Source organism: Anaerotruncus sp. (assembly GCF_057433415.1).
The window spans coordinates 38,600-50,235 of record NZ_DBMDHH010000011.1; the positions used below are offsets into that span (position 1 = coordinate 38,600).

The following is an 11,636-nucleotide window of genomic DNA, read 5'->3' on the forward strand; positions in this document are numbered from 1 at the left end:
TCCCGCCGCCCTTTTTGTGCAGTTTTGCCATGCCGCTTTCCGGGTGCGGCCGCGGCGTCTGAATTCCCGTGAGATTCCACAAATTTGTCATATATGAACACGCCGAAGAAGTGCGGTTTTCACAGTCCCGCCGGGACGGCGCGGCATTGCCGCGCCGTTTCCCTTTTGCGGCAGCCTGCGGTATGATGGAACCAGTGAATAGGAGGCGGAGGCATGGCGGTTCCAAAGGTGGCGGCGATCCACGATCTTTCCGGGCTGGGGAAATGCTCGCTGACGGCGGCGGTCCCCGTTTTATCCGCGATGGGGGTGCAGGCGTGTCCCCTGCCCACGGCGGTGCTCAGCAACCAGACGGGCTTTCCCAGCTACGCATGCGTCGACCTGTCGCGGCACCTCGACGCCTTCACCCGGGAGTGGGAAAAGCACGGCGTCCGTTTCGACGGCGTCTACACCGGCTTTCTCTGCGGGGCGCGGCAGGTCCGGATGGTCGAGCGGTTCCTCGACCGGTTCTACCTGCCCGGGACGCTGCTGCTCGTCGACCCGGTGCTCGGCGACAACGGCAAGCTCTACCCCGTCTTCGGCAGGACGATGTGCGACTCCCTCAAATCCCTCGTCGCGCGCGCCGACGTCATCACCCCCAACCTCACCGAGGCCTGCATCCTGGCGGACGGCGACTATGCGTCCGTCGCGCGGGCGCAAAGCCTCGAACCGGTGTGGGAGCTGGCCGAGCGGCTCGCCGGCATGGGGCCGCGCACGGTGATCGTCACCGGCGTGCACCGGGGGGATCTGATCTGCAACGCGGGCTTCGACGCGCGGACGGGCAGGCGCTTCTCGGTGGGCAACCGCAGCGTCGGCAGCGGACGCAGCTTTTCGGGCACTGGGGACCTGCTCGCCTCGGTTCTCTGCGGCGGGCTGGTGCGCGGCGAAACGGCGGAGGCCGCGCTGGAAAAGGCGGCCCGCCTGCTCGAGGCCGCGATCTCCGACGCGGAGGCCGACGGCACCGATCCCAACGAAGGCGTCCCCTTTGAAAACCATCTCGACCTGCTGATCGGAAAGGAAGGATAAACGATGACAAGTCCGAATTCGGCGGCCCTGAGCCGCAGATCCTATAAGCTGCTGACCGCCAGCGCGATGTTCGCGGCGATGATCACGCTGACCACCGCCTACCTCTTCCACATTCCCGTCGGCGTCAACGGCGGCTACATCCACTTCGGCGACGCCTTCATCTATCTGGCGGCCGGCCTGCTCCCGATGCCCTACGCCTGCGCGGCGGCGGCGATCGGCGGGGGGCTCGCGGATTTCGTCTCGGGCGTCCCGGTCTGGGTGATCCCCACGATGATCATCAAGCCCCTCACCGCCGTCTGGTTCACGGCGAAATCCCCAAAGCTCCTCTGCGGGCGCAACCTGCTCGCCCTGCTGCTCGCGGGGATCGTCTCCAACGCCGGCTATTACGTCGCCGAGGCCCTCTTCTCGGGCAACTGGCTCGCGCCGCTCGTCACCCTGTGGGGGGGCGTCGTCCAGTCGGGCGGAAGCGCGGTCGTCTTCCTGCTCGCGGCGTTCGCGCTCGACAGGTTGAATGTGAAAGAACAGCTTGGGCTTTACAGGGGGAACGAGTGATGGAAGATATCCTTTATGTATACGGCGGCAGCCTCTACGTCAACCTGACCAACAAATGCCCCTGCCGCTGCACCTTCTGCATCCGCTCCCAAAAGGAGGGGCTCGGCACGGCCGAAAGCCTCTGGCTCGACCACGACCCCACCGCCGAAGAGGTCATCGCGGCCTTTGGGGATTACGACCTCTCCGCCTATCAGGAGGTCATCTTCTGCGGGTACGGCGAGCCGATGTGCGCGCTCGACACCCTGCTCGCCGTCTGCCGGTACCTGCGCGGCGTGGGCGGCGTGAAGATCCGCGTCAACACGAACGGCCTGGGCGACCTCATCCACGGCAAACCCACCGCCCCCCTGCTCGAGGGGCTCGTGGACGCCGTATCGGTCAGCCTCAACACCTCCGACGCGGAAAAATACAACGCCGTCTGCCGCCCCTCCTTCGGGCCCGCGGCCTACGACGCGATGTTACAGTTCGCCGTGGACTGCAAGCGGTACGTCCCCGCCGTCAAATTTTCGATCGTCGACGTCATCCCCCCCGACGAGATCGAAATCTGCAAGCAGACGGCCGCGCGGCTGGGCATCCCGCTGCGCATCCGGCATTTTTCCGACTAGAAACGCAGAAAAAGGCGGCCTCCGGGAACCGGAGGCCGCCTTTTTTCAGCGCCGGGTGTTCGGTCCGAGCGCTTCCTTCTTGACGTTGTGATGCTGGTTCTGGTTGGCCGCGTGATGGTTGCTCTCCGGCCGGATTCCTTCGTTCTGCGCCTCGACCCGCTCGGCGGGGCCGTCGGGCAGCTTTGCCTTCTTTGCCAACGGAGATTCCTCCCTCTCAGGATTTCTTTCCATTAGGATTCCTCCGCCGGCCCCGGATATACGAATAAAAGCGGCGGGAATCCCGCCGCTTTTATGTTTATGCCGTTACTTGAAATAGCGGTTGAGCAGGCCCTGGAAGCCGCAGCCGTGGCGCGCCTCGTCCTTGCACATCTCGTGTACGGTGTCGTGGATCGCGTCGAGACCGAGTTCCTTGGCGCGGGTGGCGAGCTTCTTCTTGCCCTCACAGGCGCCGTTCTCGGCGGCCACGCGCAGCTCGAGGTTCTTCTTGGTGTCCGCGAAGACGACCTCGCCGAGCAGCTCGGCGAATTTCGCGGCGTGCTCCGCCTCTTCGTAGGCGGCCTTCTCATAGTAAAGGCCGATCTCGGGGTAGCCCTCGCGGTGCGCCTGACGCGCCATCGCCAGATACATGCCGACCTCGGAGCACTCGCCGGTGAAGTTCATGCGCAGGCCCTCAACGATCTCCGGGTCCACACCGGCCGCGACGCCGACACGGTGCTCATCGGCCCAGGTCAGGGAATCGGCCTTCTGCTCCTCGAATTTGGAAGCGGGCGCCTTGCACTGCGGGCAGAACTCCGGCGGGGTGTCCCCCTCATGAACATATCCACAAATGGTGCAAACAAACTTTTTCATCGTCATATCCTCCTGTCAATTTCGATTTCAAGTGCGGTTTTCTTAACCTTGGTTAACTATACCACAACAGTATAGTTAAGTCAAGCCTTTTTGGAAGATTCCAGAGAAAATGATAACAAATCTTTCTGAATATCTTTCCGTTTTCGTGTAAACTTTTTTCCAACCCGCCGGGGATTTTCTGCCATTGCCGATCATTGCATGGAATAAACCGTCCGAATTTCCGAATAATAAGAGTACACTAATTGAAAAGAGGTGAAATGACCATGGCGAAGAACAACAACCGTTCCGAACAGAACAGCCTGAGAAACGAGCAGAATAATTCTTCCAATCGTTTCAGCAACGAGCAGAACAATTCTTCCAACCGTTTCAGCAACGAGCAGAACAACTCCTCCAACCGTTTCAGCAACGAGCAGAACAGCTCCTCCAACAACAACCAGAAATCCTCCCAGGCGAAGAAGAACCGTAACGAGCTGTCCGACTAAGGCCATTTCGTCTGATAGAGCGCCGAAAGCCCCCGGATATCCCGCCGCGCGCGGCAGATCCGGGGGCTTTCCCTCGCTGTTTTTCAAAGAGGGCCGGCCGCGCGTGCGGCCGGCCCTCTTTTTATCCGGTGATCGGCTTGAAGCCCAGCCCGATCACCTCGGTGGAATCGGTCACGATGATGAAGGCCGCGGGGTCGACCTCGTGGATGATCTTCTTGAGCGGATGGTACTGCTGGCGGCGCACCGCCACGAGCAGGACCTGCGCATCGCTCTGGGTGAACGCCCCGGTCGACTTGAGAAGGGTGCAGCCGCGTTCCAGCTCCGCCATCACCCGCTTGGCGATCGTCTGGGAGTCCCGCGACATGACGTAGATGAGCTTCCCGGTATCCATGCCGTAGAGGATGCCGTCGATCACCTTGGAGGCGGTAAAGACCGCCACCATGCCGTAGAGGGCCGTTTCGATGCGCCCGAAGACCGCCGCCGAAATGAGGATGACCACCACGTCGATCGACATCAGGATCCTGCCGAGCGGGATATAGGGATACCGGAGCTGGAGCACCCGGGAGACGATATCGCTGCCGCCCGTCGTGGAGCCGCGCAGGAAGACGACCGCCATCCCCGCGCCCATGAGCACGCCGCCGAAGAGCGCGGCAAGCAGCGGGTCGCCCGTGTAGGCGGGCAACGGTGCGGCGGCGTAGTCGATCATGACGGACAGGACGACCACCGTCTTGAGGGTGCGCAGGGCGAACCGCCTGCCGAGGAACCGGAGCCCGACCAGCAGCAGCGGGATATTGATAAAGAAGGACCAGACGCCGATCGGGACCCGCGTCAGGTAGTTGAGCACCACCGCAAGGCCGCTCACGCCGCCCGGCGCGATCTGGTTGGGGGCGATAAACATCTGCATCCCCACGGCGAAGGCAAAGCTGCCCACCCCGTCGAAGGCAAGCTCCACCAGCAGTTCCCACAGCGTTTTGCGCAGTCCCGCTCTCTCCAATGCGATCCCCCTACCCTTCCGCCGCGGCGCAGGCCAGGTCGAAAAGCTCCCCGATGCGCTCCGTCTCGCCCTTGAGATAGAGATAGCCGAAGAGCGCCTCCACGCCGGTGGCGCGGCGGTAATCGGCGAGCGCCGCGTGCTTGGGGGAACTGGTGGCGTTGGCGTTGCGCCCGCGCTTGTAGACGGCGAGCTCCTCCTCGGTGAGCGCGCCTGAGATGCGCTCGAACGCGTCCGACTGGGCCGCCGCGTTGACGAGCTTCACCGCCTTGCGGTGCATGTCGTTGACGGGGCGGTTGCCCTCCGCCACGACCCGCTGGCGCACGCACAGCTCATAGACCGCGTCCCCCAGAAAGGCGAGGGTCAGCGGGCTTAAGAGCTTCGGATTCTGTTCCTGCGGTTTCATATCGAGCATAAAAGCCGTCCTTTATCTGATGTATTCAAACTCAAAATTGAGGATGCTGACCGTGTCGCCCTCCTGGATGCCCATCTCCTCGAGCCTGTCGATGATGCCGCTCTGGCGCAGCACCCGCTGGAAATACTGAAGACTCTCGTAGTCGTCCATATCCACCATGCCGAGCGCGGGTATCAGCCAGTCCGCCTCGACGATGTAGACGCCGTCCTCCACATGGATGTCGAAGACGTTGCGGGCGAGCCGCTCCCGCTCCTCAAGCGGGACATGGTCGACCTCGTATTCCCTGATGGGAGGCAGGGTGTCGAGCTTCTGCGAGATCGCGTAGACGAGCGGTTCGATCCCCTCCCCGATCGGCGCGCAGATCTCATAGAAGGGATATCCCTTTTCCTCGATGTAGCCGCGGAAGGCCGCGAGCTGTTCGGGGGAGGCCATGTCGGTCTTGTTGGCGGCGACGATCTGCGGACGGGAGGCGAGCTCGGGATTGAACTTTTCAAGCTCGGCGTTGATCGACTCGAAGTCGCCGACGGGATCGCGGCCCTCCGAGCCGGACACGTCGACGACGTGCACGATCAGGCGGCAGCGGTCGACGTGGCGCAGGAACTCGTGCCCGAGCCCGACCCCCTCGCTGGCCCCTTCGATAAGACCGGGGATGTCCGCCATGACGAACGATTTGCCCTCCGCCACCTTGACGACGCCGAGCACCGGCGTGAGGGTGGTGAAGTGGTAGTTGGCGATCTCCGGCCTGGCGGCCGACACCATCGAAAGCAGGGTCGACTTGCCCACGTTCGGGAAGCCCACCAAACCCACGTCGGCCAGCAGCTTGAGCTCCAGCTCGACCTCGTACTCCTCGCCGGGCAGCCCCGGCTTGGAGAAGCGGGGGCACTGACGCGTCGGGGTGGCGAAGTGGCTGTTGCCCCAGCCGCCCTTGCCGCCGCGCGCGACCACCGCGGGCTCCTCCCCCGACAGGTCGGCCATGACCCGTCCCGAGGCCGCGTCCCGCACGACGGTCCCGCGCGGCACGCGGATGACGAGATCGGGCGCGTTTCTGCCGCTGCGGCGGCCTCCGCCGCCCGGCGAGCCGTTTTCCGCGAAGAAGCGGCGCTTGTACTTAAAGTCCACAAGCGTGGACAGGTTGGTGTCCGCCTGGAACACGACGTTTCCGCCGCGCCCGCCGTCCCCGCCGTCGGGTCCGCCCGCCGCGACATATTTTTCCCGGTGGAACGCCACGGCGCCGTTGCCGCCGTCCCCCGCCCTGATGCGGATTTTTACCTTGTCAACAAACATGCTTTTACTCCTGTCTTCGGTCCGGGTGTGATGGATTTAGGATGCCCCAATAAAGAACAAAAATCCCGAGTGTTTCCACTCGGGACTTGCTGCAAAAATGATTACTGGACAGGAACGATCGAGACCTTCTTGCGGTCGCGACCGAGGCGCTCGAATTTCACTTTCCCGTCGCTCAGGGCGAAGAGGGTGTCGTCGGAGCCCCTGCCGACGTTGGTGCCCGGATGGATATGAGTGCCCCTCTGGCGGACGAGGATGTTGCCGGCAAGCACGAACTGGCCGTCAGCACGCTTCACGCCAAGGCGTTTGGATTCGGAATCGCGTCCGTTCTTGGTAGAACCTACACCTTTTTTATGTGCCATTTAAAACACCTCTGCTTTCCTTTCTACGATTAAGCCTTGATCGACTGGATTTCGACCTTCGTATACGGCTGGCGGTGGCCCAGCTTGCGGGCGGAGCCCTTCTTCGGACGGTAGGTGAAGACGGTGATCTTCTTGGCCTTGCCGTTCCTGAGCACCTTGCCGGTCACGGTCGCGCCCGCCACGGTGGGGGCTCCGACGACCACGCCGTCGTCCTTGCCGACTGCGAGGACCTGGTCGAAATTCACGGTTGCGTCAACCTCGGCGTCGAGCTTCTCGATAAAAACAACATCGCCTTCAGAAACGCGATACTGCTTTCCGCCTGTGCAAATGACTGCGTACATTCTGTTTCCTCATTTCAATAGACTCGCTGCGGTCAGGCGGCGTATGGGCGCACTTATAGCCTGAAACATGCGGCAAGTGATATTTTAGCATACCGGGGCTCCCATGTCAAGGGACGAGAGGTATTTTCAGGCGTTTCTCTCACTTTTTGGCGGCGGTGATGGTATTTCTCATCAGCATCGTGATCGTCATGGGGCCGACGCCGCCGGGCACCGGCGTGATCGCGCCCGCGACCTCGGAGACCTCCGCAAAGTCGACGTCGCCGCACAGCTTGCCGTTCTCGTCGCGGTTCATGCCCACGTCGATGACGACCGCGCCGGGCTTCACCATGTCGGCGGTGACGAACTTCGCCCTGCCGACCGCGACGACGAGGATGTCGGCGCGCCGGGTGACGGAGGGCAGGTCGGCGGTGCGGCTGTGGCAGATCGTGACGGTGCCGTGCTGGTGGAGCAGGAGCATGGCCATCGGCTTGCCGACGATGTTGCTGCGCCCCACGACGACGCACTCCCTGCCCTTCACCTCGATGCCGGTCGATTTGATCAGCTCCATGATGCCCGCCGGGGTGCAGGGCAAAAACTTGTAGTCGCCAATCATAATCTTTCCGACGTTGACGGCGGAAAACGCGTCCACGTCCTTGTCGGGCGAGATCGCCTCGATGACCGCCTTCTCGTCGAGGTGGGCGGGCAGCGGGAGCTGCACGAGGATGCCGTCGATATCCGGCTTTTTGTTGAGTTTATCCACGAGCGCGAGCAGCTCCTCCTGCGTCGTCTCCGCGGGCAGCGCGTACTCCTCCGAGTGGAGCCCCAGCTCCTCGCACGCCTTCTTCTTGTTGCGCACGTAGACCTTGGACGCGGGGTCGTCCCCCACGATCACCACGGCGAGCCCCGGCGTGATGCCGTCCTCCGCCAGCGCGGCGACCTCCTCCTTGAGCTGCTCGCGCAGCGCGGCGCTTACCGCCTTTCCATCAATCAGCTTTGCCTGCATCTTCATCGTCCTCCCCATCGGTCGTCTCGGGTTCCTCGTTTTCCTCGGGCGTGTCCCCCGCCGGTCCCCCGGCGGTCGCCGCCTCTTCGGACGCGTCCGCGCCCGTCTCCAAAGGTTCCGGAGAAGCGGGTTCCTCCCCCGCTCCCGAAGCCTCCGACGGTTCGGGCGCCTTCGCCTCCGCCTGCTGATAGAAGGTCCCGGCCAGCACGGCCTGTCCCTCCTCGGTATCCACATAGAGCTTCAGATAGTCGGGGGCCCCCGCGTGCGCGCGGATGCGCCCGCGCACCCAGACCTCGACCGCCAGCGCGGCGATCACAAGGACGACCGCGAGCGCCTGCGACACCCGGACGCTCCCCCACATGAGGCTGTCGGTCCGGAGGCCCTCGATGACGGCGCGGCCCGCGCCGTACCACGCGGCATAGACGAGGGCCAGCTCGCCGTCGAACCGGCGGCGTTTGGTATACCACGCGATGAACAGAAACCCGAGCAGGCACCAGGCCGACTCGTAGAAGAAGGTCGGGTGCACCGGAAGCGACGGGTCGACGACCACCCCCTGCGCGGCGAGCGCCGCCTGGTGGCTCGCGAGATACTGCCGGACCGCCGGGCCCGCCATCCCCCAGGGAGCGGTGGTGTTGGAGCCGAACGCCTCGATGTTGACGAAGTTGCCCCACCGGCCGATCGACTGCGCGAGGATGAGCCCGCCGACCGCGAGGTCGGCCATGGGCAGGAACTTCACCTTCCGCCAGCGGCAGATGAGGTAGCCCACGAGAAATCCGCCGATCACGCCGCCGTAGATGGCGATGCCGCCCTTCCAGAGGTAGAAGACGCTGATCGGGTCGTCCGCGTAGATCTCCCAGCTGAAGATCACGTAGTAGAGGCGCGCGCCGACGATCCCGCCGATGACCGCGCCGATGATGACGTCGAGCACCCGGTCGGCGTCGAGGCCGAAGGTGCGGGTGCGCTTCAGGATATAGAGGATCGCGAGCAGGAACCCCGCCGCGATGATGACGCCGTACCAGCGGATCGGCCAGTCGATGCCGGGGATCGTAAAGGCGGTCTGGTTGATCTCAAACTCCCCGATGCCAAGCCCCGGGAAGGAGACCGCGTGCCTGTAAAAATCCATGCTGTCAGCCTCCCCCGCCTATTCGTCGAGCGGCCGCACGATCGAAAGCGCCGACCGCGTCTCATCGAAGGCGGTCTCCAGCCGTTCGGTGAGCTGTTCGACGGTCGCGTCCGCCACGATGTCAAGCAGCGAATAGATGTCGTCGACGCCCGCAAAATAGGCCGCGGCCATGAGTCCCGCCACCGATTCCACACGGCTGTACATGCCGATATAGCGCCCGTAGGTGGCCCGGCGGCAGAGTTCGAACATCCGCTCGTCGATCCCCTCCCGCTTCATGCGGGCGATCTCCTCTTTGATCTCCCGCGCGACCCGTTCCGGCTCGCGGCTCTCGCCCGAGAAGATCGCGCACATATAGTCGCGCCCGGCCATGATCTCGCTGCCGAAGGTCGCGTTGATGATGCCCGCGTCGTACATGCGGCGGTAGAGCGGCGACGCCTCCCCCGCGATGATGTCGGCGAGCAGCTCGTCGAGCACCTGGTTTTTGAGGTTTTCCCGGGGGGCGCCGGCGCGGCCCTTGAAGCCGAACTCGAAGAGCGGCGTGGCGACCGACAGCTTCTGCTCGACGAGCGGCTTGCAGACGCCGTCCGGCTCATCGACCGTGCGGCGCTCGATCTCCACCGGCTTCTCGTCCGGCTTGAGCACCCGGTCGGCGACCTTCAGCACGGTGTCCACGTCGAAGTTGCCCGCCACGCAGAGCACCATGTTGTTCAGGTTATAGAAGGTGCGGTAGCAGCGGTAGAGCAGCTCGTGGTCGATCCTGGAGATCGACTCGACGGTGCCGGCGATGTCGATGCGCACCGGATGCCTGTGGTAGAGCGCGGCGAGCAGGTTGAACTGCACCCGCCAGTCGCCGTCGTCGTCGTACATGCGGATCTCCTGCCCGATGATCCCCTGCTCCTTCTGCACCGACTCCTTCGTGAAGTAGGGGCGGCGCACAAAGTCGAGCAGGATCTCGAGCGACTGCTCGAAGTTGCCGGTGCAGGCGAAGAGGTAGGCGGTCTTGTCGAAGGAGGTATAGGCGTTGGCCGAGGCGCCCGTCCTGGCGTACCGCTCGAACGCATCCCCTTCCTCGTTTTCAAACATCTTGTGCTCGAGGAAATGCGCGATCCCCTCCGGCACGTCGACGAACTCCGCGTCGTCCTGCGTCTTGAAGCCGGTGTCCACCGAGCCCACGTTGGCCGTGAAGGTCGCGTAGGCGGTCGAGTAGCCCTTCATCGGGCAGAGCAGCATATTGAGGCCGGACCGGTGTTTGATCCGCACCATCTCCTCCCCGAGCCGCGCGGATTTGACAATCTGCTGATCCATCTTACTCCGCCTCCTTTCCTGTGAGGAAATAGACCGTGTCGAGCGTGACCTGCCCGGCCGCCGCGATCACGTCCTCACGGGTGACCTCGTCGAGCAGGGCGCTCTCGTCCTTGGCCGAGTACTGGGCGCCGCCCACGATCTGGGTGAGGTACCACTCCTCGGTCGCGCTGAGCGAATCGCCGACCGCCTCCAGGGAGGTCTGCATGAGCAGGCGGGTGGCGGTGAGCTCCTCGTCGGTGAATTCGCCCCTGCGCACACAGTCGAGCTGGCGGAGGATCTCGTCGTAGGCCTTCCGCCCGTTCTGCTTCTCCACGCCGCTGTCGACGAACATGAGCCCGGTCAGGCGGTCGAACCGCGCGGCGCAGTAGTAGCAGAGGCTGAGCTTTTCGCGCACGTAGGTGAAGAGCCGCGAGGTCGGCGTGCCGCCGAAGAGCGCGACCATCATGCGCATGCCGCCGAAGGCGCGGCGGTCCTTAATCTCGCCGGTGCGGAAGCCCATCACCAGCTTGGACTGCGCGACGTCCATCTCGTCGGTCTGCTCGCGGACCCTGTCGGCGCGCAGGGCCGTTTGGACCTTTTCGAGCGCGGCAGGGCTGCGGCGGATTCCGGAAAACGCCTTGCGGAAGGTCTCCTTCGCCTCGGCCGGGTCGCCGCTGCCCACGAAGAAGAGCTCCACCTGCGCCGTTTCGACGACGCGGCGGTAGGCCTCCGCCGCCGAGCGGGCGGTGATCGCCTTTGCGTCGGGGATGGAGCCGTATTTGTCGACCGCGATCGGCTCGCCCGCGCACATGAGCGACTTGCAGCGGGTCAGCGCGTAGAGGCGCTTGTCGTTGATCTGCCCCTCGATCGTGTCCACGAGCTGCTGGCGCTCGAGCGCCGTGTCCTGCTCGTCGAACGCGCCGTCCGACAGCTTCGGGTCGAGCAGCACGTCGCAGAGCAGCGCCGCGCATTCGCGCGCGAGCGGGGCGTTATCGAGGGTGAAGCGGTCGTCGATGCCGTAGATCGAAAGCTCCAGCACCTGGTAGCCGCCGAACTTGGACACGTCGCAGGAGAGGGACGCGCCGTAGAGCTCGCACAGCTTCTGGTTGAGCATGGTAAAATCGGGGCAGGAACGGCAGCCGCGCCGCAGGATAAAGGGCAGGGCCGCGTTCACCGAGGCCGTTTCGCTCTCCAGCCCGACCAGCAGGTTGGCGGAGATGCGGTTGTGTTTGAATTTGGGATCGGTGACGCTGCTGAACCAGACGCCGTCGCCGATGGATTCCCGTTGGAAGCGGTCGTTCATTCGATGA

The 11,636-nt window shown here is 64.0% G+C and carries 15 protein-coding genes; 4 read left to right on the forward strand and 11 right to left on the reverse strand.

What is annotated here, in order from left to right:
- The first annotated feature begins 213 nt into the window (after window positions 1-213).
- From ACZO3G_RS05035 to ACZO3G_RS05045, 3 genes are read left to right on the forward strand one after another with little or no spacing between them, the layout of a single operon-like run.
- Complete coding sequence (locus ACZO3G_RS05035; RefSeq protein ID WP_277138470.1) at window positions 214-1,062, forward strand: pyridoxamine kinase; 849 nt, start codon at window positions 214-216, stop codon at window positions 1,060-1,062.
- A 3-nt stretch (window positions 1,063-1,065) separates the two neighbouring features.
- A complete protein-coding gene (locus ACZO3G_RS05040; RefSeq protein WP_256151386.1) occupies window positions 1,066-1,614 on the forward strand; it encodes a TIGR04002 family protein in 549 nt (182 codons plus the stop codon).
- Window positions 1,614-2,216 (forward strand): TIGR04100 family radical SAM protein, encoded by a 603-nt coding sequence (locus ACZO3G_RS05045; protein WP_276872979.1) that lies wholly within the window; start codon window positions 1,614-1,616, stop codon window positions 2,214-2,216. Before ACZO3G_RS05040 ends, ACZO3G_RS05045 begins: the two co-directional genes overlap by 1 nt.
- Before the next feature lie 45 nt (window positions 2,217-2,261).
- On the opposite strand, the gene ACZO3G_RS05050 is transcribed toward ACZO3G_RS05045, so the two are convergent.
- Window positions 2,262-2,414 carry a hypothetical protein gene (locus ACZO3G_RS05050; protein WP_158595521.1) on the reverse strand — a complete coding sequence of 51 codons (153 nt, stop codon included), beginning with the start codon at window positions 2,412-2,414 and terminating at the stop codon, window positions 2,262-2,264.
- A 105-nt stretch (window positions 2,415-2,519) separates the two neighbouring features.
- A complete protein-coding gene (locus ACZO3G_RS05055) occupies window positions 2,520-3,065 on the reverse strand; it encodes an NADH peroxidase (protein WP_101550966.1) in 546 nt (181 codons plus the stop codon).
- A 242-nt stretch (window positions 3,066-3,307) separates the two neighbouring features.
- Between ACZO3G_RS05055 and ACZO3G_RS05060 the strand changes: the two genes are divergently transcribed.
- Window positions 3,308-3,547: a hypothetical protein gene (locus ACZO3G_RS05060; protein WP_146021705.1), complete on the forward strand. Its 240-nt coding sequence runs from the start codon at window positions 3,308-3,310 to the stop codon at window positions 3,545-3,547.
- Between the two features lie 121 nt (window positions 3,548-3,668).
- Here ACZO3G_RS05060 and ACZO3G_RS05065 read toward each other — a convergent pair whose 3' ends face one another.
- The 9 genes from ACZO3G_RS05065 to yfmF form a co-directional block, all read right to left on the reverse strand.
- Complete coding sequence (locus ACZO3G_RS05065; protein WP_121585758.1) at window positions 3,669-4,541, reverse strand: YitT family protein; 873 nt, start codon at window positions 4,539-4,541, stop codon at window positions 3,669-3,671.
- Window positions 4,542-4,551: 10 nt separating this feature from the next.
- The gene (locus ACZO3G_RS05070) at window positions 4,552-4,953 is read right to left on the reverse strand and encodes a Mini-ribonuclease 3 (protein WP_101550971.1); all 402 of its coding nucleotides are present in this window, start codon (window positions 4,951-4,953) and stop codon (window positions 4,552-4,554) included.
- A gap of 12 nt (window positions 4,954-4,965) precedes the next feature.
- Entirely contained in the window at window positions 4,966-6,237 is a 1,272-nt protein-coding gene (gene obgE / locus ACZO3G_RS05075) for a GTPase ObgE (RefSeq protein WP_276872576.1), read from the reverse strand.
- A 101-nt stretch (window positions 6,238-6,338) separates the two neighbouring features.
- Window positions 6,339-6,596, reverse strand: a complete 258-nt coding sequence (rpmA, locus tag ACZO3G_RS05080) for a 50S ribosomal protein L27 (protein WP_101550974.1) — start codon at window positions 6,594-6,596, stop codon at window positions 6,339-6,341.
- Window positions 6,597-6,625: 29 nt separating this feature from the next.
- On the reverse strand, window positions 6,626-6,937 hold the full coding sequence (gene rplU, locus ACZO3G_RS05085; protein ID WP_101550976.1) for a 50S ribosomal protein L21: 312 nt from the start codon (window positions 6,935-6,937) through the stop codon (window positions 6,626-6,628).
- Window positions 6,938-7,076: 139 nt separating this feature from the next.
- Complete coding sequence (folD, locus tag ACZO3G_RS05090; RefSeq protein WP_101550978.1) at window positions 7,077-7,919, reverse strand: bifunctional methylenetetrahydrofolate dehydrogenase/methenyltetrahydrofolate cyclohydrolase FolD; 843 nt, start codon at window positions 7,917-7,919, stop codon at window positions 7,077-7,079.
- Window positions 7,900-9,042 carry a prolipoprotein diacylglyceryl transferase gene (gene lgt, locus ACZO3G_RS05095; protein WP_101550980.1) on the reverse strand — a complete coding sequence of 381 codons (1,143 nt, stop codon included), beginning with the start codon at window positions 9,040-9,042 and terminating at the stop codon, window positions 7,900-7,902. The genes folD and lgt overlap by 20 nt, the downstream gene beginning before the upstream one ends.
- Before the next feature lie 18 nt (window positions 9,043-9,060).
- Window positions 9,061-10,347: an EF-P 5-aminopentanol modification-associated protein YfmH gene (gene yfmH, locus ACZO3G_RS05100; RefSeq protein WP_276872577.1), complete on the reverse strand. Its 1,287-nt coding sequence runs from the start codon at window positions 10,345-10,347 to the stop codon at window positions 9,061-9,063.
- Window position 10,348: 1 nt separating this feature from the next.
- Window positions 10,349-11,629 (reverse strand): EF-P 5-aminopentanol modification-associated protein YfmF, encoded by a 1,281-nt coding sequence (gene yfmF, locus ACZO3G_RS05105; protein ID WP_101550984.1) that lies wholly within the window; start codon window positions 11,627-11,629, stop codon window positions 10,349-10,351.
- Between the last annotated feature and the right edge of the window lie 7 nt (window positions 11,630-11,636).

Coding starts and splice junctions, on each gene's coding strand:
- ACZO3G_RS05035 (WP_277138470.1), top strand. CDS start 214: ATGGCGGTTCCAAAGGTGGCGGCGATCCACGATCTTTCCGGGCTGGGG.
- ACZO3G_RS05040 (WP_256151386.1), top strand. CDS start 1,066: ATGACAAGTCCGAATTCGGCGGCCCTGAGCCGCAGATCCTATAAGCTG.
- ACZO3G_RS05045 (WP_276872979.1), top strand. CDS start 1,614: ATGGAAGATATCCTTTATGTATACGGCGGCAGCCTCTACGTCAACCTG.
- ACZO3G_RS05055 (WP_101550966.1), bottom strand. CDS start 3,065: ATGAAAAAGTTTGTTTGCACCATTTGTGGATATGTTCATGAGGGGGAC.
- ACZO3G_RS05070 (WP_101550971.1), bottom strand. CDS start 4,953: ATGCTCGATATGAAACCGCAGGAACAGAATCCGAAGCTCTTAAGCCCG.
- obgE (WP_276872576.1), bottom strand. CDS start 6,237: ATGTTTGTTGACAAGGTAAAAATCCGCATCAGGGCGGGGGACGGCGGC.
- rpmA (WP_101550974.1), bottom strand. CDS start 6,596: ATGGCACATAAAAAAGGTGTAGGTTCTACCAAGAACGGACGCGATTCC.
- rplU (WP_101550976.1), bottom strand. CDS start 6,937: ATGTACGCAGTCATTTGCACAGGCGGAAAGCAGTATCGCGTTTCTGAA.
- folD (WP_101550978.1), bottom strand. CDS start 7,919: ATGCAGGCAAAGCTGATTGATGGAAAGGCGGTAAGCGCCGCGCTGCGC.
- lgt (WP_101550980.1), bottom strand. CDS start 9,042: ATGGATTTTTACAGGCACGCGGTCTCCTTCCCGGGGCTTGGCATCGGG.
- yfmH (WP_276872577.1), bottom strand. CDS start 10,347: ATGGATCAGCAGATTGTCAAATCCGCGCGGCTCGGGGAGGAGATGGTG.
- yfmF (WP_101550984.1), bottom strand. CDS start 11,629: ATGAACGACCGCTTCCAACGGGAATCCATCGGCGACGGCGTCTGGTTC.